A 22516-nucleotide genomic window follows, 5' to 3' on the forward strand; every position below is an offset into this window, starting at 1 on the left:
CACCTGTTTCTTATGCAGACGGATCAGCCGTCTTTCTGGTCGTAGGCAGTGCCCCAACCCCACGCGCCCGAGCCAAACCCGCGCGCGACGACGCGCTCGCGGTAGATGGCCGAGACCACGTCGCCGTCACCGGCGAGCAGGGCTTTGGTGGAACACATCTCGGCACAGATGGGCAGTTTGCCCTCGGCGATCCGGTTGCGACCATATTTGGCGAACTCTGCGGTCGAGTGCGTTTCTTCGGGGCCGCCGGCGCAGAAGGTACATTTGTCCATCTTGCCGCGCGATCCGAAGTTGCCCGCCTGCGGGTATTGCGGCGCGCCGAAGGGGCACGCGTAGAAGCAATAGCCGCAGCCAATGCACAGGTCCTTGGAGTGCAGGACGACGCCTTCTTCGTTCTGATAGAAGCAGTCGACCGGGCACACCGCCATGCAAGGCGCATCCGAACAATGCATACAGGCCACCGAGATCGAGCGTTCGCCCGGGTTGCCGTCATTGATCGTTACCACCCTGCGGCGGTTGATGCCCCATGGCACCTCGTGTTCGTTCTTACACGCGGTGACACAGGCGTTGCACTCGATACAGCGTTCAGCGTCGCAGAGAAATTTTGCTCTTGCTGCCATTTTTCTCTTCTCCTCCTTACGCTGACCAGATCTTGCAGAGAGTCGCTTTGGTCTCCTGCATCTGGGTCACTGAATCATAGCCATAGGTCTGGGCAGTGTTGGTGCTTTCACCCAGCACATAGGGATCGGCGCCTTTGGGATATTTATCCCTCCGGTCCTCGCCCTGGAAATGGCCGCCAAAGTGGAATGGCATGAAGGCCACGCCGGCACCGACCCTGTTGGTCAGCATCGCCATCACCTTGACCTTGCCGCCCTCAGGACCTTCGACCCAGACCTGTGATCCGTCCCGAATACCAAGGTTGTTGGCATCGCGCGGATTGATCTCGACGAACATGTCCTGCTGAAGCTCGGCCAGCCACGGGTTGGACCGCGTCTCATCGCCGCCACCTTCATATTCGACCAGACGACCTGACGTGAGGATTATCGGGTAATCCTTTGAAAAGTCGTTCTTTTGGATCGAAGCGTAAAGGGTGGGTAGACGATAGGCCTGACGGTCCTCGTAGGTTGGATAGTCCTCCACCAGATCGCGCCGGTTCGTGTAGAGCGGCTCGCGGTGCAGTGGGATCGGATCCGGGAAGGTCCAGACAACCGCGCGTGCCTTTGCGTTCCCGAAGGGCGCACAGCCATGAGCGATCGCGACCCGCTGGATACCGCCGGAAAGGTCGGTTTTCCAGTTGGTCTCTGGTCCCGCAACGGCGTCGATTGCCGCGCGTTCCTCAGCCGTCAGGTCTCCATCCCAGCCAAGGTCCATCAGCATCTGCATCGTGAATTCGGGATAACCATCCTGAATTTCCGATCCGACGCTATAGACCCCTTCGGCCAGCAGGTTGTCACCATCGCGTTCCACCCCGAAACGGGCGCGGAAGGTCAGGCCGCCTTCGGCCACCGGTTTGGACATGTCATAGAGGTTCGGTGTCCCTGTATGACCCATCTCAGGCGTTCCCCAGCAAGGCCAGGGCAGACCATAATACTCGCCGTCGTTGGGTCCACCAATGGCTTGCAGCGTGGTTCTGTCGAACGTGTGCTGGTTGGCCATGTGGCTTTTCAGACGTTCTGGCGACTGACCGGTATAGCCGATGGTCCAGAGGCCCGAGTTGAACTCACGCGTGATGCTTTCAACATTCGGGGTTTCCGGGTCGTCCATCTCGATGTTGCGGAACAGACGATCCGCCCAGCCGAACTTATTGGCGAATTTGGCCATGATGACCTCGTCCGGCAAGCTTTCGAACAGGGGATCCACCACCTTGTCGCGCCATTGCAGCGAGCGGTTCGAGGCCGTGACCGAGCCACGTGTTTCGAACTGGGTACAGGCTGGCAACAGGTAGACGCCATCAGTGCGGTCCTGCAGAACGGCCGAGACGGTGGGATACGGGTCGATCACGACCAGCATGTCCAGCTTCTCCATCGCCGTCTTCATTTCCGTCATCCGGGTCTGCGAGTTGGGCGCGTGGCCCCACAGAACCATGGCGCGGACGTTGTTGTCCTGATCCATGTTGGCGGGATCTTCCAGAACACCGTCGATCCAGCGTGAGACCGGGATGCCGCGCTCGTTCTGGAGCGGTTTATCCTTGCCTTCCTTGTCCTTGATCGTGGCGAACTGACCGGCCAGCCATTCAGGATCTTCACCCCAGACGCGGGCCCAGTGACCCCATGCCCCTTTCGACAGACCATAGTAGCCGGGCAGGGTGTGGGACAGAACACCAAGGTCTGTCGCGCCCTGCACGTTGTCATGCCCGCGGAAGATGTTGGTGCCACCGCCCGTGGTGCCCATGTTGCCGAGCGCAAGCTGAAGCACACAGTAGGCGCGGGTGTTGTTGTTGCCGTTGGTGTGCTGAGTACCACCCATACACCAGACAACGGTGCCGGGACGGTTGTTCACCATGGTCCGGGCGACGCGGCGCAGCTGCGAGCCGGGTGTGCCGGTGACGCGCTCAACCTCGTCCGGGGTCCACTTGGCAACCTCTTCCTTGATCTGGTCCATCCCCCAGACACGGGTGCGGATGAACTCTTTGTCTTCCCATCCGTTGTCGAAGATGTGCCACAGGATACCCCAGACCAATGCGACGTCGGTGCCGGGACGGAAGCGGACATATTCATCCGCATGCGCTGCGGTGCGCGTAAAGCGCGGATCGCAGACGATCAGAGGCGCGTTGTTCTGCTCTTTCGCACGCAGGATATGCAGCAGCGAGACGGGGTGCGCCTCGGCAGGGTTACCACCGATGATAAAGATGGCCCGGCTGTTGTGCATGTCGTTATACGAGTTGGTCATGGCGCCGTAGCCCCATGTGTTCGCAACGCCAGCAACTGTGGTCGAGTGGCAGATACGGGCCTGATGGTCCACGTTGTTCGTGCCCCAGTAGGCGGCGAACTTGCGGAACAGATAGGCCTGTTCGTTATTGTGCTTCGCAGAACCCAGCCAGTACACGCTGTCCGGCCCGGATTCCTGACGGATGTTCATCATGCCGTCGCCGATCTCATTGATCGCCTCGTCCCAGCTGATGCGCTTCCACTCTCCGCCTTCCTTTTTCATCGGGTACTTCAGGCGGCGTTCGCCATGGGCGTGTTCGCGGACAGCAGCCCCCTTGGCGCAGTGTGCACCCAGATTGAACGGGCTGTCCCAACCGGGTTCCTGACCGACCCAGACACCGTTTTGCACTTCGGCAACAACTGTACAGCCGACCGAGCAGTGAGTGCAGACGGATTTGATATTCTCAACGGCTTGGTTTGCCGCTGTCTGGGCGCTGGCTTGCGTCACGGTTCCACCCGTGGCGCTAATCGCGGCAAGGCCGCCGATCGTCAGGCCCGAGCCACGCAGGAATGCGCGGCGATCGACGGTTTTCTCGCCGACCTGGGACAGGATACTTGTCCGCTGGGGGCGTCTCGCAACCCCGTTGGTCTTTTTCCTAAGCATTGTTTTCCTCCCTTGCGCGCCGTGTCAGCCACGGCTGGCTTGGTACTTCGCGAACCGACATCAGGGCCAATCGCAACCGTCCGTCGGGTAGATGACATCGTCCGGCGGCGAGGCCGGGCGCAGTCGAGGCGGCTTAGAAGCGCGCGCTTTCCAGATACGCGCGGGTATGCGCGGTGTCCTGCATGCGGGTCTCGTCCGTCGGCAGCTCGGCTGCTTCGGCTTGACCGCTCAGGCTGGCGGCGGCGACAGCAGCGGGCGCTGCGGTTCCGGCCAGTTTGAGGAAGTCGCGGCGGGTTGCGCCTTCTTCCTTGGTCTTGCTCATGGGTGTCTCCTCTCCCATTTGCGATCTAGCACCTGCTTGGGCGCTGGTGAGTGGCGGGTTATACCGCCGTCATTCGGAAGGCCTCACGCTCGATCTCCATGAACACCCGACCGGCCGTCCCGACCGAGGCATAGAGAACCGAAGCTTCGGCAGCTTCCAAATCCGAATAGAAATGTGCGGCCCAAGGGCCGATATGTTTGTTCCAGAACGCTTTTTGATCGTCGAGTGGGGCAGCGGTTCCGAACCGGCCGACGATCATGCCAGCCATAATCTCCATCAGCGAGGCGATGTTATCTTCGGGCTCGAACACGTTCTTGGCACGGGTTATGCCGCGCACGGCCATATCGTTGCGCAAGTGAGCCAGAGGCTTTTCATTCAGGAACCCGGTCAAGTAAAAGCTGGCATAGGGCAGGAGCTCACCGCGCCCCAAACCTATGAACAGCGCGTTGAACTCGCGTTCTGCGGCCGCGGGTTTTGTCACCTTTGCCACCCGTGCCATGGCTTGAATGGCCTGCCCCAGATCGGTGTCATCGCCGCTTAGTCCGGCCATCTGATCCAACAGCAATTGATCCGGCGGGCCAGCCAGCAGCAGGCCCAGGAAGTTGTAGAAATCCGCGCGCAGCCGATCCTCGGCCGAGATATCCATGTGTTGCGCGTTGCTTGCGGTCATTCGTTATCCTTCGAATTCAAATCTCATGCGGCGCGGGGCCGGGGTATATGGCTCGTCCTCAGGCTCTTCCGCTGCGGCCAGAGCCATCGGTTCCGGGGCTGGTTCAGGCTCGGCGAGGGTGACAGGTTCTTCTTCCTCGACAGGCTCGGGGGTGTCGATTTCAGGCTCATCCTCTTCGGCTGCCAAAGCCTCGATATGCGCCAACATCCCTTTGCCGACCTGATAGGCGGTCTGGAGGTTTTCGATTACACAGGCGGCATCGGTAAAGTCCTCGCCGTAGTCAACCAGCCCATCCACGTTGGCCAGCACCGGGTTCAGCCGCCACAACCGACGCAGGGCGCGGCGGCGCAAGCGGTCGGGGACTGCCTTGGCCATGAAGCCCGACACATCATCGCCAACTTGCAACTGATCGGGGTCGGGCAAGTTGAACTCGGCCAGAATTTCGGCGTCGCTCTTTTCTTCCAACTCGGCCTGTTGCGCGGCAATGGTTTGTTGTTCCACCGCGATCGCTTCGGCCTCAGTTTCGGCCTGAACGGCTGCCTTGCGGCGGGACCAGAAATCGTGGGGTTGGGTCATTGCAGCACCTTCCTCGGTGCGCGGTAGACGTCCGAGGTCTGCCGAATACGCGCATCGCCTTTGCCGTCGTCCACAAGGTCCGTGCGTTTCTTGTCACGGCGGCGCTTGATGAAAACCTCATCACGGTGGTGTTCTAAGGTGAAATCCCGAACCCAGGCGATCAGGCCTTCAGTCATTGGGATTTTCTCAACGATCTCCTCGCCAGTATCTGCATAATCCTGCCCCTCGAACGGCGAAGCAGTGATTAGCGCCGCATCCATCGGGCGGTTGCCGTCCAGATCATTGCGCAGAACCAGATAAACGGAAGGCTGCCCATCGGAGAGGTTAACCATATAAGCTTCTGTCTCATCGGCCCAGAGGGTCAGGGGCAGGGTGGCGGCGTGGTATTCTACGGCATCGCCTTCGCGCCGAAGCTCGACCCAATCAGCAGGGCCAGCGCCGGGCAGCACGGCAACCGCGCGCCAGTTCCACTTCGCCCAGCGAGTAACGCCGGGTGTTTTGCGCACGATGACGCCAACAGGCATTTCAATACGGCTTGCGGCCTTGGCCACTGGCTCCTCCCCGTAAGGCTCTCCCCTGCCTTACCCTAGGTCTACTATGGTACACATAGGGCGGCTCTGCCAAGTCTCAATCGCGTGAAAAACCACGTGTACGACTAAAGTTTAACAAGTGAAATTCCGAGCGTTTGTGTCAGGAAAAACAGGCGCTCCCAAAGAATTTAATGTGCGATCCTTAGTGTTTGACAAAGACTGGATTGCCAGCCGAGCGATACCATCTAAGGTAACAAGTCAGGAAGCTGTCCGGGGGAGGGACATGGCCACCAAACTTATTCTATGTAACTGCGAAGGCTCACAGCAGGTGGACGCCGACCGCATTGGCGCGGCCACCGAGCTGGAGTGCAGCAAAACACACACCGCACTTTGCACACGAGAGCTGGGTGTCGTTGCAGAGTTTATGAAGGGGGATGACCAACTGCTGATTGCCTGCGGGCAGGAGCAAGAGGTGTTTCGCGATCTGGCCGAGGATCTTGAGGTTGAGCCACCCGCCTTTGTTGATCTGAGGGACCGCGCGGGCTGGTCAGACCAATCTGGCGACGCGGCCCCCAAGATGGCGGCCCTGGCGGCTGAGGCGTTGCTGCCGATGCCTATCTCGCCCAGTGTTGATGTAGTTAGCGAGGGCACCTGTTGCATCGTCGGCCCTGCCGAGGTCGCCTTTGATCTGGCCGAGCGTTTGTCGACCACGCTGGCGGTGACCGTTGTGACGGGTGATGAGACCTCGCCCATGAGCCGCACCTTTGATGTTGTACGTGGGCAAGTTCGCTTGGTTTCGGGCGCATTGGGCGGGTTTGCCCTGCGGATCGACGGGTTGCAGCAGATCGCGCCCGGTGGTCGTGGCGCATTTGGCTGGACCGATCCGCGCGACGGGGCGCAGTCGGCCTGTGACATCCTGATTGATGTGACCGGAGACACGCCGCTGGTTCAAGCCCCTGCCAAGCGCGAAGGCTATTTGCGGGCTGACCCGCGGGACCCGCTGGCTGTCTCCAGACTGGCGTTTGATGCAGCGCAGCTTGTGGGGACGTTCGAAAAACCCCTCTATGTGCGTCTTGAGGAAACTCTGTGTGCCCATTCGCGGGCCGAGCAGGTGGCTTGCACCAATTGCCTCGATATCTGCCCGACCGGAGCAATCACGCCCGCCGGAGAGCATGTTGCCATAGATCCCATGATCTGTGCGGGCTGTGGGGCGTGTGCGGCGCTGTGCCCCTCGACCGCGATTACCTATGAGGACCCGCCTGTATCAGCAGTTCTGTCGCGCATGCATGTCCTGGCCCGGACCTATCGCCGGGCCGGAGGCTCCGCGCCGCGTCTTCTCGTGCATGACGCCCACGGGGCTGAGATGATCCGCCTTGCCGCGCGGTTCGGACGTGGACTTCCTGCCGATGTCATTCCGATGGAGTTGAGTGTCATTTCCGGTTTCGGCCATGCCGAAATGCTGGCCGCTTTGGCCCACGGCTTTGCGCGGGTCGACATCCTTCTGGCCCCCACGACCGAGCGGGATGCGATGGACCGCGAGCTGGAGCTTGCACAGGCGATCGCGCCGGACGCAGGGCTTGGACTGATTGATGAGGCCGACCCGGATGCGATGAGCGATCTGCTCTATGCGCAAGATGTACCGGCGGCACTGACCGATCCGGTTCTGCCGTTGGGCAACCGCAGGCAAATCGCCCGGTTGGCGGCGCAGGCTCTGAACCCCAAGGCCGAAGAGCCTCTGGCCTTGCCCCAAGGCGCACCCTATGGAGCCGTCGCTGTGGATACGGATGCGTGTACGTTGTGCCTCAGCTGTGTGTCGCTTTGCCCATCTGGGGCCCTGATCGACAACCCGGATAAACCTCAGCTTAACTTCCAGCAGGACGCCTGTCTGCAATGTGGTCTGTGCCGAAACATCTGCCCCGAAGATGCCATTGCGCTGGTTCCCCAACTGGACCTGAGCGATGCCGCGTTGTCTCAGCAGGTGTTGAACGAGGAAGAGCCCTTTGAATGCGTAGAATGCGGTGCCCCGTTCGGTGTGAAGTCTACGGTTGAGCGGGTCATGGAGAAGCTGTCGGGGATACACCCGATGTTTGCCTCGTCCGAGCAGGCGCGGATGATCCAAATGTGCGACAATTGCCGGGTGGGCGCGCAGTTCAACATGCAGGACAATCCGTTCCAGTCCAAGCCGCGGCCCAAGGTTGTGACGACGGATGACTATTTCTCAAAACGGAAGGATCATTGATGCTGCAGCGGCGCGCCCAGATCCGCTGCGCTGATGACCGAGACAAAGGCCAGAATGGCGTCCAGATCGTCCAGCGTCATCTCAACAGGGTGTATTGGCGACGGACGCGAAGGATCGAAGGGGGGCGTCAGGCCTTCGATCTGCGTGAAGGCCGGGTGGGGGTTCAGCGCGAAGAACGCCTGAAACCTCTCATCCCAATCCGGCAATGTGCGCAACACAGCGAAAGACGGGGTCGAGCCGAGCCCATTCATGCGGTTCTGCGGGCCGATCACATGGCACCGGCCGCAATGGGTCATCGAAAGCTCCTCACCCAATGCGGTGTTGCCGTCGATGACTTCGGAGGCCTCGGCGCTGGCAACTTCGAAACTGGCACTAAAGGGCGGGCCTTGATCCGGGGCATAGCTTTCGATCGTGCGCTTGCCGATATCCGACAGGAGCCAGTCACGAAAGCGCTCCTGTTTCGGGTCGCCCTGAATGCGCAGGTGATAGACTATCTCGCCACGTGCAAAGACCGGATCGCCCTCGGCATCGGTATTCAACGACATAACGCCCTCAGCATCGCTGATTACTCGTATCCCGGTCTTGAGTGAAAAGCGCGGAAGAATATGTTGCAAAAGGCCCGAGTTTGAAACTTCGGTCGGGCTGGCCAGGCCAATCGCGTCTTGCGCCCCGGAAGGGGTGGCGGAGAGCGTCAGGCTGAGGCACAAAAGGAAAAAGCGCATGCTCAAGCCTAATCGCCAAAAGGCAAATGCGTCAAATGAACGAAAAGAGACGGAGACACATGCAATGAAAAGCAACCATGCGATGGGGCAGGTTATGGGGATGATGGCATGAGTGTCCGTGACGCGGTTCTTGCAAATTTGAAAAAGATCACTGACCCGGTTTCCGGTCAGGATATCGTCAGCGCGGGCGTCGTGCGCGCCCTGAACGTCGAAGGCGATACCGTGCGTTTCGTACTTGAGATCGACCCCAAACAGGCCGAGCGTATGGAGCCGGTTCGCGCCGCCGCTGAGCAGGCCGCGCAGATGGTCGAAGGGGTTTCGAAAGTGTCGGCGATGATGACCGCGCATTCCGACAAGGCTCCGCCGGATCTGAAGCCGAAACCAAAGCCCTCTCAGACCGGTCCGCAGGCTGTGCCTGGTGTGGATCGTATTATCGCCGTTGCCTCTGGCAAGGGCGGTGTTGGGAAATCGACTGTATCCGCGAACCTCGCCTGCGCCTTGGCGGCCGAAGGGCGGCGTGTCGGGCTGCTGGACGCGGATGTCTACGGGCCGTCACAGCCTCGGATGTTGGGTGTCTCGGGACGCCCGGCCAGCCCGGACGGCAAGACCATTCTGCCTCTGCGCAATCACGGCGTCACAATGATGTCGATGGGCCTGATGACCAACGAAGGGCAGGCGGTTGTTTGGCGCGGCCCCATGCTGATGGGTGCGCTGCAGCAGATGATGAACCAGGTTCAATGGGGCACGTTGGACGTGCTGATCGTTGACCTGCCACCGGGCACTGGTGACGTGCAACTGACGCTCAGCCAGAAGTTCCAGGTGGATGGGGCCATCGTAGTCTCAACCCCGCAGGACGTGGCGCTAATCGACGCCCGCAAGGGGATCGATATGTTCAACCAGCTCAAGACATCGATCTTCGGTATGATAGAAAACATGTCGACCCATATCTGTTCCAACTGCGGGCACGAGGAGCATATCTTTGGCCATGGTGGTGTCGCCTCCGAGGCCGAGGCGCTGGGCGTGCCGCTTTTGGGGGAAATCCCGCTGCATCTGGATATCCGGATGGCCGCGGACGGGGGGGCGCCTATCGTGGTCAGCAAGCCCGACAGCCCACAGGCCGACGCGTTCCGCAAGATCGCGCGCGATCTGATTGCCAAAGGCAACGCATGAGCGAACCGGTCTTTCCCCCCTTGCTAACAGGTCATCCCGCCAAGGGTGGGGAAGACCCGTTCGAAAAGGCCCAGGCCATGTCGGCGCTGGGCTGCGATTCCGGCTCGGTCGTGTACAACATTCAGGCCGATCGCCTGCGCGCGGCCATCGTATTCGCGCCCGAGGTCGTCTTGCGGGACGCCATGGCGATGCTGCCGCTGTGTGCCGTCGGGTTTCAGAACGCGCTGGGCGCTTTGGCCCCGCCAGAAGTGGCGGTGCATCTGGGTTGGGACGGCCTGATCTGCGTGAACGGCGCGAAATGTGGGCAGTTCCATGTTGCCGCGTCGACCAGTGATCCCGATAAGATACCCGACTGGCTGGTCGTCGGGTGGGAGTTGGTACTGCTGCAAACCAGCGACGCGCCCGGCCATACGCCGGACGTCACCGCGCTTTATGATGAGGGCTGCGCCGAGGTTTCGGCAACCCAACTGGTGGAAAGCTGGTCGCGGCATATGTTGACCTGGCTCAACCGCTGGTCCGAGGATGGAAACGCGCCGCTGCACGGCGAATGGCTGGGCCTTCTGCGCGGCGTCGGAGAAACGGTCGAGGGGCAGGGCGTGTTCCTTGGCACGGATGAGCGGTTCGGCATGCTGATCCGCGACAAGGATGAGACCCACCTGCGCCCACTCACAGACCTATTGGAGGCGACACGATGAAACTGGCCCGCGCGATACATTTCGACGAAAGCGACATGAACGTGTTCCACTCGCCCGCGCGAACGGGGGAATGGTGCATCTCGGGCGGGTTTGAGTTCTCGAATTGGGGGCAGGGTGATCTGGAAGGGAAAGCCCGTCAGGCCTTTGCCAATGGCTGGCTGGGGTTGGAGACCTTCGGGCGTGTGACCTTTGTGGCCGTCACCCAGATCGAACCGGCCGAGAAAGATCAGATCGTGGAAAACCTGGCCGAGCATTTTGTGAAATTCTACGGCGCACCATCGGTCGAGGCCGCGATGGGCGTGGCGCAATCGGAGATAGACCATATGTCCGAGCTATGCGACGAACACGCCGCCAACACTCTGCTAACCGTTGCGCGTGAATTGACCGAAAGCGGCGTGCATGAAGCGTTTCGCGTGATCACCCCGCAGGAAACGCAGCTCGAGGCGCTGGCGGTTCATGGTTCGTTTGACGACTAAGGGCTGTCAGATCAGGTCGACAAATCCGCCGAATTGACCGCGCTTGAAGATTAGGCCTTGGCCCGTGCGGTACATGACCTGATCAACATGGCTAACCATGATCAGGTGGTCGCCTGCTTCGTGGCAGGCATGCAGATGGCAGTCAAACCGCGCGAGGCAATCGGCCAGTTGCGGCCGGCCCATATCATCTGCGCTCCAGTCTGCGTGAGAGAAGTCTACTCCGTCCCTAGCAAACCGCAGGCTTTGGTCCTGCTGCTCTTGGGCCATGACATGGATAGAATAGTGCTGGCAGTCCGAAAACGCACCGAACCGGTTGGATTCCTTGGCCAGACACCACAGGACCAGCGGAGGGTCCATTGAGACCGAGGTGAAGGAGTTCACGGTGATCGCACGCGGCCCAAGTGCCGTTTGCGTTGTGACGACCGTTACACCTGTCCCGAAACACCCCAGCGCTTCACGAAACGCGTTGCTTTGATCAGGGGTCGGGATAAAAGTCTTCTCGGTCATTGCACATCTGTTCTCTGCCCGATCGTCAGGTGCCATGACCGTTCCGTATTGTCCATGGTAACTTTGGTTCATCACGTTGAAAAACTAGGTCAGTTCAAGTCCTCCAACAAGCGACCATGTTTGCGGGTCTCGGTGATGATTGCGCCGATGGTGGTGATTTCCCGCGCTTTCAGCATGGGCAGCATCCGCACAAGCGCCTCGGCCGTGGCCACCGCATCCCCCAGCGCCGTGTGACGGAGCGCTTCGGGGATTTCTACGTCCAAACGGTCACATAGCGCGTCCAGTGTATGCGTCTCGCTGGCGCCAAACAGGACAGCAGACAAAAGCACGGTGTCCAGAATTGGGTGATCCCATTCAACACCCATCCGCTTGGCGTGACGGCGCAGGAATGCCATGTCGAATGGCGCGTTGTGGGCAACAATCACTGCGTCCCGGGCGAATTGGTGAAAGATGCGGCCAGCCTCGCCAATGTCGGGCGCGCCTTGCACCATCTGGTCGCTTACCTTGTGAACCTTGGTCGAGGCCGCTGGAATGGCGATGCCGGGATTGACCAGCATGTCGATCCGCTCGCCCTCTACGATGCGTCCTTTCACGACGCGGACCGCACCGATCTGAACGATCTCGTCCTTATGCGGTAACAGGCCGGTGGTTTCGGTGTCGAAGACCACAAAGCATAGATCTTCAATCGTTTGGGCCTCGAAACTACCCGAAGCGGACATGTTCAACAGGTCGAAATCATAGACCAGAGGGCGCGCCGCGTCCGGGGCGATCTGCGCAGCGCTGTCGTCGAAGATCAGCATGTACCCGGGCGCATCTCCCAACGGTTTCACGCGCGCGGAATAGCTCTGCGCTCCGTCGATGCTGGTCAACGTACAGGTGACGTCCTGACCGGTTTTGACCAGCTTCGAATAGGCGGCATAAAGCGCGTCAGGCTGTAGGTAATCCTCAAGCGCGGCATTCAGACGGGGATGTGCGATCTGGGCTAGGACCTCTGCCGCTTGCGCATCATAGAGGACGATCTTGTGGTTCGGGCTGGCGAGCAGCATCGCAACCGGGATTTCGGTCAACAGGGCAGTGAGCCTGTTCTTTTCGGCGGCCAGTTGGGCGGTCTCGGATGCGACAGCCTCGGCCACGCTGAGCGTCTTGTGCGATAGCTGATCCGCCAGCCCAGCGGCGGCCGGGGCAAGGTCGCCCAAGTATTTCGCCGTTTGGACATCCATGTTGCTGCTGACCCCTGCATGCGCGCGCGCGCGCAATTCGGCAGACAGACGCTCGATCGGTTTTGCCACGTTGTCGTCAAACAGCAACCAGACCCCGGCGATCAGCGCCAACAGCCCAAAGGCAATCACGATCCCGGCAAAAAGGAACGGGTCGAAAAGGGCGGGGTTGCCCTCGCGGGCATAGCTGAACCAAAGCGCCAGAGCGCTGACCGTCAGCCCACCAGCCGCTAACAGGCAGAAGAACAGAAAGATTCTCAGACGCAGACTTAACTTGGTCAGCATGATCAAACTCCGCAGGTGGCCTCGATGATCGGATCGCCGGTCCCGGCCTTGATCCAGTCGGCATTCAGAACGCGGCCATCGTCGCCAAACTCGGCCCCGTCGGCCAGGTTGGCCCGCAGGTTTTCGGCGCAGTTTACGACCACAGGGACCTTCGAGACCGGCGCCCAGCGACCAAAGAAATAAAGCTCGACCAGCCGTTCATCCGGCACCTGTTCGTTCTTGCGCACCGAGTCTGTGTCGATGGCAGCAAACCTGTCCACGAAAGGCACGGCATAGGTCCAGGGGCGGTAAATCGCGCGGCTTTCGACCTCTTGGATGATGCTGACACTGTCCGGCAGCGTTTCGCGGGTGCGGTCGTACCACGAGTATTCGCTGGCAATCGTCATTCCGATCATGCCCAACCCTGCTGCAACCGGCGTGGCCCACCGGGGCAACCGTCCGCCGGTCAGCTTGTTTAGCACCAGCACGATCCCGGCAAAGGCAAAGCCCGCAAATATCGTACCGATCAATTCCAGAAACATTGGTCTTCTCCAGCCTTCGGGCGTTCCTCGCCCAGTCGTTTTAGTTCAAATACGGTCGCCGAGGACGACCCTGATCTCTCGTTTTTAACCCAGCATTCCTTTGCCGTGACCAACGGCGGATTGCATGGTTTTCACCACAACAAACGCGTCCCTCAGGTGGCTGCGCTCAAAGTCCGACAGGTTTGTTGGTGGCAGGTAATTGTCGGGTTTTTCCCCGGATTTGACCAGTGCGACCTGATGTTCCAGCCGAGTTTCCGCAATCAGATCATAGGCATCCAGCAAATCACGCGCACCCGAGGGGCTGAGGACACCGGCTGCCTCAGCCGCTTTCAGGCGGGCACGGGTGTTGGCCTCGGGCAGTTTGCCCTGCAGGCTGTAAATCCGCGCCAGATCAACCACCGGCACCACGCCGTTATGTTTCAGATCCAGCGTATTGCGATGCTCGCCCGAGCGGATGGTGGCAAACCCCCGCAACAGACCCAAAGGCGGCGTGTGTTTCAGCGAATTCGAGATCATATGCGCGACAAATATCGAATTCGCATTGGCTGCGTTCAGCGTATCGGCCTGAAGATCGGCGAACAGCTCGAACGAGCCGCCGATAGGGCGTAGGTCAAACATGACCGAGGCCAACATCTGCGCTTCGGGGTTCGGTTTTGCGATCCACCCCTTGAAATAGTCGCGCCAGACATGCAGCGGCTGACACCAGCGCGGATTGGTCGCCATCATGTCACCGGGGCAGTAGAAATAGCCGCAGGTATCCAGCCCGTCCGAGACATGTTTGGCCAGTTGCGTGAAATAGGCCATGTCATCTTCGGTCACCGCATCGTCCAGTATCAGGCAGTTGTCCTGATCGGACACACCTGTCTGCTCCTGTCGTCCTTGCGATCCGCAGGCCAGCCACAGGTATGGCACCGGCGGCTGCCCCAGTTTGGCTTCAGCAAGACTCAGCAGCCGACGCGTGGCAGTGTCGGCGATATCCGTGATCAGCCGTGTTACGATTTCATGCCGGTTGCCACCCGCAACCAGCTGCACCAGCAGCTGGGGGATTTCTGCCGTGACCTTGGCCATTTCCTCGGCAGTGTCGGCATGGGCAATTCGGCGAACAAGTTCGGCCGAGTTCACGGCCTGATAATGGGTCAGGTCTGTCTGCGTAACGACCCCGACCAGACGTCCGCCCTCGCAAATCGGGATGTGGCCGATCCCGCGCTCCATCATGACGTGCAGCACATCGGACCCGATATCCGAAGGTGAAAGGGTGGTTGGGTTCGGCGTCATAATCTGTGAGATTGGAGTATCCGTGGGCATCGCATCGGCAACTAACTTGCCTGAGATGTCACGCAAGGTGGCGATGCCTACCAGATCGTCGGCCTCTGTTACGCATAGCGATGAAATCCCTTTGTCGCGCATCAGGCGCGCGGCGTCGCGAACCGGGGTCGCAGGCGGGCAGGTGGCCGGATTGTGTGCCATCAGGACATCAATGGCACTGGTCGCCAAACTCTGCGGACCGCTGCGGCCCCCGCGCGAGCGATCGAAGAATTTCGAGACCACATCGTGGTTGTCGATCAACTCTCGCACCAATTCAGGTGGCAGTACGATCAGCACAGATGGAGTATGGGCGCGCGCCTTGGTCGCGGCTTTCCCGTCTTTCAGCAGCCCGCGTTCACCAAAGGAATTGCGCAAGCCCAGATGCGAAACGACCTCGTCGTTCTCATCCGTGATTTCAACCTGTCCTTCATAGATCACGAATACGCCGGGTAGTTTGTGGCCCAGATCGTAAACAGGGTAATCCTCATCTACCTCCCAGACCTCGATCTGTTTTGCGACCTCATCCAGCACGTCGGCGGGCAGGGCGTCATAGGGATGTACGGATTCCAGAAACCGGGTGATCTGGTCATGGGACAGGGGCATCTAAAAACTCCGTGGAACAAAAATCCCGCCCGGTGGTGTGCCGGACGGGAGTAGTGGATCGAAAGACGCGGCCATTGGCAAGAACCTCAGGCCGCATCAGGCTCATTTGTTCTGAGCTGCACCCGCACCACGGGGAATGCGTACGCTTTCGACCAGATCTTTGATCTCCTGCGGAGTCTCTTTGGTCATGCCGGCAACAACATACGCAACTGCGAAGTTGATCATTGCACCGATGGCGCCGAACGAGGTCGACTTGATCGGACCCAGAAGCGGATCAGCATCGGTGAACGAGTTGGTGCCAGGAATGAACAACCAGCCCTTGTGCAGGAAGATATAGACCAGAGTGACAACCAGACCAGCCAGCATACCAGCAACCGCGCCGGTGTTGTTGATGCGGGTCGAGAAGATCCCCATCATCAGCGCCGGGAAGATCGAGGCAGCCGCCAGACCAAAGGCCAAGGCCACGGTCTGTGCCGCAAAGCCCGGTGGGTTCAGACCCAGATAGGTTGCAACCAGGATGGCTACGGCCATTGCGATACGCGCGGCCAGCAGTTCACCTTTTTCCGAGATCTGCGGATTGATCGCACCTTTGACAAGGTCGTGGGACACCGCCGACGAGATCGCCAGCAACAGGCCCGCAGCGGTCGACAGAGCAGCCGCAAGACCACCGGCAGCGACCAGACCGATCACCCAACCCGGCAGGTTGGCGATTTCGGGGTTGGCCAGAACGAGGATGTCACGGTTGAATTTGGTCAGCTCGTTTCCGACCCAGCCTTTTTCTTCCGCGATCGCAGTCATCGCTTCGGACTTGTCGTTATAGTACTGGATCTTGCCGTCGCCGTTCTTGTCTTCCCAGTCCAGCAGACCGGTTTTCTGCCACGTCTGCATCCAGTCATAACGCGGATCGGTATCGATTGCTTCGACCGAAACTGCGCCGCCTTCGATGCCACCGTTGGGCCACATCATGTCGGTGATGTTCAGACGCGCCATTGCGCCAACCGCAGGGGCGGTCAGGTACAGCAGAGCGATGAAGACCAGCGTCCAGCCAGCGGACCAGCGGGCGTCAGACACTTTCGGCACGGTGAAGAAGCGCATGATCACGTGCGGCAGACCGGCAGTACCGATCATCAGCGACAGTGTGAACAGCACCATGTTCAGCGTGTTCGAGTGGTGCGCCGTATACTCGGCAAAGCCCAGTTCGGTCACGATCGCGTCCAGCTTGGTCAGCAGCGGCTCACCACTTGCGGTGTCGCCAAACAGACCCAGTGCAGGGATCGGAGTGCCGGTCAGCTGAAGCGAGATGAAGATCGCCGGGATGGTGTAGGCTGTGATCAGCACGCAGTACTGAGCAACCTGGGTGTAGGTCACACCCTTCATCCCTCCAAACACCGCGTATGCAAACACGACACAGGCACCGATCAGCAGACCGGAAGTGTTCGAAACCTCAAGGAAGCGGCCAAAGGCCACGCCAACGCCGGTCATCTGACCGATCACGTAGGTCACCGATGCAACGATCAGACAGATCACGGCAACGACGCGAGCCGTCTGGCTGTAGAAACGGTCGCCGATGAATTCCGAGACGGTGTATTTGCCGAACTTACGCAGGTAAGGCGCAAGCAGCAAAGCCAGCAGCACGTAGCCACCGGTCCAACCCATCAGGAAGGTCGAGTTGTCATAGCCGGTGAAGGCAATCAGGCCCGCCATCGAGATGAACGAGGCCGCAGACATCCAGTCCGCCGCTGTCGCCATACCGTTGGTGACCGGGTGAACGCCGCGACCAGCAGCGTAGAATTCAGATGTGGAACCCGCACGGGCCCAGATCGCGATGCCGATGTATAGCGCAAAACTCGCGCCAACAAACAGCAGGTTGATGGTAAACTGATCCATTGTCCCCGCTCTCCCTTACTCTTCGTCTACGCCGTGTTCGGCGTCTAGCTTGTTCATGCGCCAGGCGTAGTTGAAGATCAGCACCAGAAAAACCAAGATTGATCCCTGCTGAGCGAACCAAAAGCCCAGATCGGTACCGCCAACAGAGATGCCGGACAGCAGCGGACGCAGCAGGATGCCGAATCCAAACGACACCAGCGCCCAGATCGCGAGGCTGATGTAGATGAGGCGCAGGTTGGCCTGCCAATAGCCCTTATCGGCTTCGGCAGTCTGCGCGGAGTTGGTAGATTGATCCGCCATTGCGGGTTCCTCCTTCGCTTCCTCGTTGGGCGGTCCTTTGCTTCGTTCCTCCAGCGCGCCGGACCGCTTCTCGAATGTGACAGATACCCCGTGGCATCTGACAAAACTCCTCTGTTCCGCCAAGGCGGTGCATCGAAGTATTCTGTTTAAGGATCAAGGCCTTACGGCCTGTCTCCCTCCCTTAGTTCACCGCGCTGGCGACGATGTCCTCCAGGTCGCGCGCGATGTCTTCAATCTTGCCCATGGCGTTCGTCCGCTTCAGAACGCTCTGACCGTCGTAATAGGTGATCAGTGGGGCTGTCTGTGCGTGATAGGCACTCAGGCGTGAGGCAACGGTTTCCGCGTTGTCATCCGCCCGGCGCTTGAACTCGGTCCCACCGCAATTGTCGCAAGTGCCGTCGACCGACGGTTTCTTGAACGTGTCATGGTAGCCTTCACCGCAACCGGCGCAGGTGTAGCGGCCCGAGATCCGGATCACCATTTCCGCATCCTCAACCTCAAGGCTGATCGCGGCGCTGATCTTCTGGTCCTTTTCCGCCAGAAGACCATCCAGTGCCTCGGCCTGAACAGTGGTGCGTGGGAAGCCATCGAGGATGACCCCCTTGGCACAGTCGGGTTCATCCATACGGTCACGCAGGATGTCGATGACGATCTGGTCGCTGACCAGTTCACCGGCCTCCATCACCGCTTTCGCGGCCTTTCCGGCATCCGTACCTGCGGCAACAGCCGCACGCAGAAGGTCACCGGTGCTGAGTTGCACCAGCCCGAACTTGTCTTCCAGCATGCGCGCCTGAGTGCCCTTCCCGGCGCCCGGAGGGCCGAGAAGGATGAGAACAGCAGGAGTTGTCATGGTCGCAGCGTCCATCATGCCCTCACTTATTCGCTCGGTTTGCAATCAGGTCGTCGACAACTGACGGATCGGCCAGAGTGGACGTATCGCCCAGCGAGCCAAAGTCGTTCTCGGCGATCTTGCGCAGGATGCGGCGCATGATTTTGCCCGAGCGTGTTTTGGGCAGGCCTGGGGACCACTGAATGACGTCAGGCGAGGCGATCGGGCCGATCTCGGTCCGGACCCAGGTGCGCAGCTCTTTGAGCAGCTCATCCGAAGGCTCTCGGTCATTCATAAGAGTGACATAGCAATAGATGCCTTGCCCTTTGATTTCATGGGGATAGCCCACTACGGCGGCCTCGGCCACTGCGGCATGCGCCACAAGCGCGCTTTCGACTTCAGCAGTACCCATACGGTGGCCCGAGACGTTGATCACGTCATCGACGCGGCCAGTGATCCAGTAGTCACCACCTTCGTCGCGACGGCAGCCGTCGCCGGTGAAGTAGTAGCCTTTGTAGTCCGAGAAGTAGGTCTTCTCGAACCGCTCGTGATCACCCCAGACGGTGCGCATCTGGCCGGGCCAGCTGTCTTTGATGCACAGAACACCTTCTACACCGTTCCCTTCGATCTCAACACCGGATTGCGGGTCCAAAACCACCGGTTCGATGCCAAAGAATGGTTTCATCGCCGAGCCGGGCTTCATCGCATGCGCGCCGGGTAGGGGGGTCATCAAGTGACCGCCGGTTTCAGTCTGCCACCAAGTGTCGACGATCGGGCATTTGCCCTTGCCGACAACCTCATTGTACCAGTTCCAGGCTTCGGGATTGATTGGCTCACCCACGGTACCCAGAACTTTGAGGTCGCTGAGATCGTGCTTTTCGACCCACTCACTTCCTTGTCCCATCAGGGCGCGGATCGCGGTTGGGGCCGTGTAGAACTGGTTGACCTTGTGCTTGGCACAAACTTCCCAGAAACGACCTGCATCCGGGTAGGTCGGTACGCCTTCGAACATCAGGGTTGTGGCACCATTGGCCAGCGGACCATAAACGATATAGCTGTGTCCAGTGACCCAACCCACGTCTGCCGTACACCAGTACACGTCGCCTTCATGATAGTCGAAGGTGATCTCATGGGTCATTGCGGCATAGACCAGATAGCCGCCGGTAGTGTGAACCACACCCTTGGGCTGGCCGGTCGAACCCGACGTGTAAAGAATAAACAGTGGGTCTTCCGCGCTCATCTCGGCTGGGGCGCAATAGTCATCGGCCTCAAGCGCCATTTCGTTGTAGTCGTAGTCACGCCCATCGATCCAAGTGGTCTGACCACCCGTGCGTTTGACGACCAGGCATTTTACGCTGTCCTTGCAGTGCAGCAGCGCCGCATCTGCGTTTGATTTCAGCGGCGTCTTGCGGCCGCCTCGAGGGGCTTCATCTGCGGTGATGACGACTTTGGCGTCGCAACCGTTGACACGGGCCGCCAGAGCGTCAGGCGAGAAGCCTGCAAAAACGATCGAGTGAATCGCACCGATGCGCGCGCAGGCCAGCATGGCATAGGCGGCCTCGGGGATCATCGGAAGGTAGATGATGACGCGATCACCTTTACGAACGCCCATCGATTCCAGAATATTGGCCATGCGGCAGGTGCGGCGGTGCAACTCGGTATAGGTGATGTGCTGGGCCGCGTCATTTGGATCATCCGGTTCCCAGATGATTGCGGTCTGATTGCCGCGGGTTTCCAGATGGCGATCCAGGCAGTTGGCCGAGACGTTCAGAGTACCATCGGCATACCAGTTGATCTTGACCGAGCCGAAATCGTAGTTGACATCCTTGACCTGCGTAAAGGGTTTGATCCAATCGATCCGCTTGCCGTGTTCGCCCCAGAACGCGTCTGGGTCATTTACCGATGCAGAATACATCTCGTCGTATTTCGCAGCGTCGACATGCGCGTGCGCGACGGTTTCTGCAGTTGGCGGATAGGTCTTGGCATCTGCCTGGGCAGCGGTGGTCATGTTGAGGCTCCTCCCTCTAGGCTAGTAACGTTGGGACATATCTTGCCAGTTATTTGGGCATAGTCGATCCCGTTCCTCCCCGATCCAAGTATGGCCGGGTTCAGAAAATAATGAAATAAATTGCCGTATTCTTTGGATTTGTTTGTAAAGAAATTTTTCCAAAGGGGGTGAAATAGTCAACAAAACTTGAAAATATGAGAAAAAACGTTTAAAAACAATGTTGAGTTTGTAACGTGGCTAGCTCGACCGTTAAACGCGAAAACCGGTTTTTTCGCGCGTATGTCTCTAAGCATGAAAGCTTAAAAGATCAGTCTGAAAATCACCTATCAGGAAGCAGGGGTTGGCACACATACATGTTGGCGCTAGCATCCTTTCAAGCGCCTCGGGAGGGGGCGCATCAAAGGGAGAACTTACTATGAAAAAGATGCTGAGCGGTGCCGCCGTCGCCGCCCTTGGCGTTGCCTTCGTGTCCGAGGCCGCAGCCACCGAATGGAACGCCTCGGTCTGGGGCAAGCGCCGCGCCTTTACCGAACATGTCGAAAAACTGGCCGAGCTGGTCTCGGAGAAAACCGGCGGAGAGTTCACGATCAATGTCAGCTATGGCGGCCTGTCGAAGCCGCGCGAGAACCTGGATGGCATCGAGATCGGCGCATTCGAGATTGCGCAGTTCTGTGCCGGTTATCACCGCGACAAGAACCGCGCGATTACCGTTCTGGAGCTGCCGTTTCTGGGAGTGAACAATCTGGAAGAAGAGGTTGCCGTCAGCCATGCGGTCTATGAGCACCCAGCGGTGGCCGAAGAAATGGCGCAATGGAATGCGCGTATTCTGATGACCTCGCCCATGCCGCAGTACAATTTGGTCGGCACCGGCGATCCACGCGACAATCTGGCCGCGTTCGAAGGCATGCGCGTACGCGCAACAGGTGGTCTGGGCAAAGCGTTTGAGGCCGTGGGCGGTGTCCCAACCTCTGTCCCTGCGACTGAGGCGTTTAACGCTATGGAATCCGGTGTGGTCGATACGGTCGCCTTCGCGCAGCACGCACACCTGTCATTCGGTACGATCAATGAAGCGGATTGGTGGACTGCGAACCTCAACCCCGGCACGGTGAATTGCCCCGTCGTTGCGAATATCGACGCGTATGAAGCGCTCTCACCCGAACACCGCGAAGCGCTCGACAGTTCGATTGACGAGGCCATTGCGCATTATCTGGCCAACTATGCTGGGCTTCTGGAGCAATGGGATGGTGTTCTGGAAGAAAAGGGTGTGCAGAAGGTGATGATTGACGATGCGGTCATCGAGGAATTCCGCACCAAGGCGGCAGATCCGATCCGCGAACAGTGGATTGCGGACATGAGCGCGCAGGGCCTGCCAGCGCAGGACCTCTACGATCTGGTTCAGACCACGCTGACGCAACAGCGCGGCGGCAACTGATCGCATTCGCCGGGCGCGTCCTAGCGCCCGGCCTTTCTTGACTAAGGGGATCACCGAAATGGCGGGACAGGCCACGGTGCTGGAGGATGGCAGTCGCCTCAGCCAGATCGATCAGCACTTGCTAAAGGTGGAGCGGGCTCTTGCTTTGATCAGCGGTATTGCGGTTTTTAGCCTGATGGTTCTGGCCGTTGTCTCGGTCAGCGGCCGCAACGCTTTCAATGCGCCATTGCCGGGCTATGTGGACTGGATCGAACAAGCGATGCCACTGATCGCCTTTCTCGGCATCTCTTATGTGCAACGCGACGGCGGCCACATACGCATGGACATCGTGATCTCGCGTCTGCACGGACGGGCGCTGTGGTTGTTCGAGCTGATCTCGGTTATCCTGATCCTTGTGCTGATGCTGGCCTTGGTCTGGGGCAGCTGGTCCCATTTCGACCGATCCTTTGATTTCGGCGCGCCGATGTGGAGCCGCGACAGCTCAATCGACATCGGTATCCCGCTTTGGCCTGCGAAACTGCTGGCCCCGGTGGCGTTCTCGGTCTTGTCACTTCGGCTGGTGTTGCAGATCTGGGGCTATGGCCGCGCGTTCGTTCTTGGGCTTGAGGCACCCGTGGCGGTGCCCTTGATTCAGGACGCTGCCGCACAGGCCGCCGCAGAGGCAGAGCAGTTCGAAGGACAGGACTAGCAG

21 protein-coding genes are annotated in these 22516 nt (G+C 59.5%); 6 read left to right on the forward strand and 15 right to left on the reverse strand.

Features of this window, described 5'->3' with window-relative positions; translation table 11 throughout:
- Positions 1 to 23: 23 nt before the first annotated feature.
- From fdh3B to ACR0JF_RS05615, 6 genes are all read right to left on the reverse strand, one after another.
- The gene (fdh3B, locus tag ACR0JF_RS05590; RefSeq protein WP_170376582.1) at positions 24 to 620 is read right to left on the reverse strand and encodes a formate dehydrogenase FDH3 subunit beta; all 597 of its coding nucleotides are present in this window, start codon (positions 618 to 620) and stop codon (positions 24 to 26) included.
- Between the two features lie 16 nt (positions 621 to 636).
- Complete coding sequence (locus ACR0JF_RS05595; RefSeq protein WP_170526480.1) at positions 637 to 3531, reverse strand: formate dehydrogenase subunit alpha; 2895 nt, start codon at positions 3529 to 3531, stop codon at positions 637 to 639.
- Between the two features lie 133 nt (positions 3532 to 3664).
- Positions 3665 to 3853 (reverse strand): ubiquinol-cytochrome c reductase iron-sulfur subunit N-terminal domain-containing protein, encoded by a 189-nt coding sequence (locus ACR0JF_RS05600; protein WP_170376587.1) that lies wholly within the window; start codon positions 3851 to 3853, stop codon positions 3665 to 3667.
- Positions 3854 to 3911: 58 nt separating this feature from the next.
- Positions 3912 to 4523, reverse strand: coding sequence for a molecular chaperone TorD family protein (locus tag ACR0JF_RS05605; RefSeq protein WP_170660388.1), 612 nt, complete (start codon positions 4521 to 4523; stop codon positions 3912 to 3914).
- A gap of 3 nt (positions 4524 to 4526) precedes the next feature.
- The gene (locus ACR0JF_RS05610) at positions 4527 to 5099 is read right to left on the reverse strand and encodes a DUF3306 domain-containing protein (RefSeq protein WP_170660387.1); all 573 of its coding nucleotides are present in this window, start codon (positions 5097 to 5099) and stop codon (positions 4527 to 4529) included.
- Entirely contained in the window at positions 5096 to 5650 is a 555-nt protein-coding gene (locus ACR0JF_RS05615; RefSeq protein ID WP_170660386.1) for a DUF3305 domain-containing protein, read from the reverse strand. The genes ACR0JF_RS05610 and ACR0JF_RS05615 overlap by 4 nt, the downstream gene beginning before the upstream one ends.
- A gap of 262 nt (positions 5651 to 5912) precedes the next feature.
- On the opposite strand from ACR0JF_RS05615, the gene ACR0JF_RS05620 reads away from it, so the two are divergent.
- Complete coding sequence (locus tag ACR0JF_RS05620; protein ID WP_170660385.1) at positions 5913 to 7868, forward strand: 4Fe-4S binding protein; 1956 nt, start codon at positions 5913 to 5915, stop codon at positions 7866 to 7868.
- Here the strand turns inward: ACR0JF_RS05620 and ACR0JF_RS05625 are convergent.
- Entirely contained in the window at positions 7862 to 8590 is a 729-nt protein-coding gene (locus ACR0JF_RS05625) for a hypothetical protein (RefSeq protein ID WP_170660384.1), read from the reverse strand. The two genes, ACR0JF_RS05620 and ACR0JF_RS05625, sit on opposite strands and share 7 nt — an antisense overlap.
- A 108-nt stretch (positions 8591 to 8698) precedes the next feature.
- Here ACR0JF_RS05625 and ACR0JF_RS05630 point away from each other — a divergent pair, with 108 nt between their 5' ends.
- The 3 genes from ACR0JF_RS05630 to ACR0JF_RS05640 are packed head-to-tail and all read left to right on the forward strand — an operon-like array spanning position 8699 to position 10931.
- On the forward strand, positions 8699 to 9760 hold the full coding sequence (locus ACR0JF_RS05630) for an Mrp/NBP35 family ATP-binding protein (RefSeq protein ID WP_170660383.1): 1062 nt from the start codon (positions 8699 to 8701) through the stop codon (positions 9758 to 9760).
- A complete protein-coding gene (locus tag ACR0JF_RS05635; protein WP_170660382.1) occupies positions 9757 to 10455 on the forward strand; it encodes a biotin/lipoate--protein ligase family protein in 699 nt (232 codons plus the stop codon). The genes ACR0JF_RS05630 and ACR0JF_RS05635 overlap by 4 nt, the downstream gene beginning before the upstream one ends.
- Positions 10452 to 10931 (forward strand): DUF6505 family protein, encoded by a 480-nt coding sequence (locus ACR0JF_RS05640; protein WP_170660381.1) that lies wholly within the window; start codon positions 10452 to 10454, stop codon positions 10929 to 10931. The genes ACR0JF_RS05635 and ACR0JF_RS05640 overlap by 4 nt, the downstream gene beginning before the upstream one ends.
- A 6-nt stretch (positions 10932 to 10937) precedes the next feature.
- On the opposite strand, the gene ACR0JF_RS05645 is transcribed toward ACR0JF_RS05640, so the two are convergent.
- The 8 genes from ACR0JF_RS05645 to acs all read right to left on the reverse strand — a co-directional run bounded on the left by ACR0JF_RS05645 (position 10938) and on the right by acs (position 20393).
- On the reverse strand, positions 10938 to 11438 hold the full coding sequence (locus tag ACR0JF_RS05645) for a flavin reductase family protein (RefSeq protein ID WP_170660380.1): 501 nt from the start codon (positions 11436 to 11438) through the stop codon (positions 10938 to 10940).
- Positions 11439 to 11527: 89 nt separating this feature from the next.
- Positions 11528 to 12940, reverse strand: coding sequence for an exonuclease domain-containing protein (locus ACR0JF_RS05650; protein ID WP_170660379.1), 1413 nt, complete (start codon positions 12938 to 12940; stop codon positions 11528 to 11530).
- 2 nt (positions 12941 to 12942) lie between these two features.
- A complete protein-coding gene (locus ACR0JF_RS05655; protein ID WP_170376630.1) occupies positions 12943 to 13461 on the reverse strand; it encodes a hypothetical protein in 519 nt (172 codons plus the stop codon).
- A gap of 84 nt (positions 13462 to 13545) precedes the next feature.
- Positions 13546 to 15369 carry a DUF294 nucleotidyltransferase-like domain-containing protein gene (locus ACR0JF_RS05660; RefSeq protein WP_170660378.1) on the reverse strand — a complete coding sequence of 608 codons (1824 nt, stop codon included), beginning with the start codon at positions 15367 to 15369 and terminating at the stop codon, positions 13546 to 13548.
- Positions 15370 to 15471: 102 nt separating this feature from the next.
- Positions 15472 to 17256 (reverse strand): sodium:solute symporter family protein, encoded by a 1785-nt coding sequence (locus tag ACR0JF_RS05665; protein WP_170376637.1) that lies wholly within the window; start codon positions 17254 to 17256, stop codon positions 15472 to 15474.
- Positions 17257 to 17271: 15 nt separating this feature from the next.
- The gene (locus ACR0JF_RS05670) at positions 17272 to 17556 is read right to left on the reverse strand and encodes a DUF4212 domain-containing protein (RefSeq protein WP_170376639.1); all 285 of its coding nucleotides are present in this window, start codon (positions 17554 to 17556) and stop codon (positions 17272 to 17274) included.
- Between the two features lie 181 nt (positions 17557 to 17737).
- Entirely contained in the window at positions 17738 to 18421 is a 684-nt protein-coding gene (locus tag ACR0JF_RS05675) for an adenylate kinase (RefSeq protein WP_170660549.1), read from the reverse strand.
- A 7-nt stretch (positions 18422 to 18428) separates the two neighbouring features.
- On the reverse strand, positions 18429 to 20393 hold the full coding sequence (acs, locus tag ACR0JF_RS05680) for an acetate--CoA ligase (protein ID WP_170660377.1): 1965 nt from the start codon (positions 20391 to 20393) through the stop codon (positions 18429 to 18431).
- A gap of 415 nt (positions 20394 to 20808) precedes the next feature.
- Here acs and dctP point away from each other — a divergent pair, with 415 nt between their 5' ends.
- Both dctP and ACR0JF_RS05690 read left to right on the forward strand, forming a co-directional pair.
- Positions 20809 to 21825, forward strand: a complete 1017-nt coding sequence (gene dctP, locus ACR0JF_RS05685) for a TRAP transporter substrate-binding protein DctP (protein ID WP_170660376.1) — start codon at positions 20809 to 20811, stop codon at positions 21823 to 21825.
- 58 nt (positions 21826 to 21883) lie between these two features.
- Positions 21884 to 22513, forward strand: coding sequence for a TRAP transporter small permease (locus ACR0JF_RS05690; protein WP_170660375.1), 630 nt, complete (start codon positions 21884 to 21886; stop codon positions 22511 to 22513).
- The last annotated feature ends 3 nt before the right edge of the window (positions 22514 to 22516 follow it).

The organism is Ruegeria sp. BG11 (assembly GCF_056538565.1).

Coding starts and splice junctions, on each gene's coding strand:
- fdh3B (WP_170376582.1), bottom strand. CDS start 620: ATGGCAGCAAGAGCAAAATTTCTCTGCGACGCTGAACGCTGTATCGAG.
- ACR0JF_RS05595 (WP_170526480.1), bottom strand. CDS start 3,531: ATGCTTAGGAAAAAGACCAACGGGGTTGCGAGACGCCCCCAGCGGACA.
- ACR0JF_RS05600 (WP_170376587.1), bottom strand. CDS start 3,853: ATGAGCAAGACCAAGGAAGAAGGCGCAACCCGCCGCGACTTCCTCAAA.
- ACR0JF_RS05605 (WP_170660388.1), bottom strand. CDS start 4,523: ATGACCGCAAGCAACGCGCAACACATGGATATCTCGGCCGAGGATCGG.
- ACR0JF_RS05610 (WP_170660387.1), bottom strand. CDS start 5,099: ATGACCCAACCCCACGATTTCTGGTCCCGCCGCAAGGCAGCCGTTCAG.
- ACR0JF_RS05620 (WP_170660385.1), top strand. CDS start 5,913: ATGGCCACCAAACTTATTCTATGTAACTGCGAAGGCTCACAGCAGGTG.
- ACR0JF_RS05625 (WP_170660384.1), bottom strand. CDS start 8,590: ATGCGCTTTTTCCTTTTGTGCCTCAGCCTGACGCTCTCCGCCACCCCT.
- ACR0JF_RS05630 (WP_170660383.1), top strand. CDS start 8,699: ATGAGTGTCCGTGACGCGGTTCTTGCAAATTTGAAAAAGATCACTGAC.
- ACR0JF_RS05635 (WP_170660382.1), top strand. CDS start 9,757: ATGAGCGAACCGGTCTTTCCCCCCTTGCTAACAGGTCATCCCGCCAAG.
- ACR0JF_RS05640 (WP_170660381.1), top strand. CDS start 10,452: ATGAAACTGGCCCGCGCGATACATTTCGACGAAAGCGACATGAACGTG.
- ACR0JF_RS05645 (WP_170660380.1), bottom strand. CDS start 11,438: ATGACCGAGAAGACTTTTATCCCGACCCCTGATCAAAGCAACGCGTTT.
- ACR0JF_RS05650 (WP_170660379.1), bottom strand. CDS start 12,940: ATGCTGACCAAGTTAAGTCTGCGTCTGAGAATCTTTCTGTTCTTCTGC.
- ACR0JF_RS05655 (WP_170376630.1), bottom strand. CDS start 13,461: ATGTTTCTGGAATTGATCGGTACGATATTTGCGGGCTTTGCCTTTGCC.
- ACR0JF_RS05660 (WP_170660378.1), bottom strand. CDS start 15,369: ATGCCCCTGTCCCATGACCAGATCACCCGGTTTCTGGAATCCGTACAT.
- ACR0JF_RS05665 (WP_170376637.1), bottom strand. CDS start 17,256: ATGGATCAGTTTACCATCAACCTGCTGTTTGTTGGCGCGAGTTTTGCG.
- ACR0JF_RS05670 (WP_170376639.1), bottom strand. CDS start 17,556: ATGGCGGATCAATCTACCAACTCCGCGCAGACTGCCGAAGCCGATAAG.
- ACR0JF_RS05675 (WP_170660549.1), bottom strand. CDS start 18,421: ATGGACGCTGCGACCATGACAACTCCTGCTGTTCTCATCCTTCTCGGC.
- acs (WP_170660377.1), bottom strand. CDS start 20,393: ATGACCACCGCTGCCCAGGCAGATGCCAAGACCTATCCGCCAACTGCA.
- dctP (WP_170660376.1), top strand. CDS start 20,809: ATGAAAAAGATGCTGAGCGGTGCCGCCGTCGCCGCCCTTGGCGTTGCC.
- ACR0JF_RS05690 (WP_170660375.1), top strand. CDS start 21,884: ATGGCGGGACAGGCCACGGTGCTGGAGGATGGCAGTCGCCTCAGCCAG.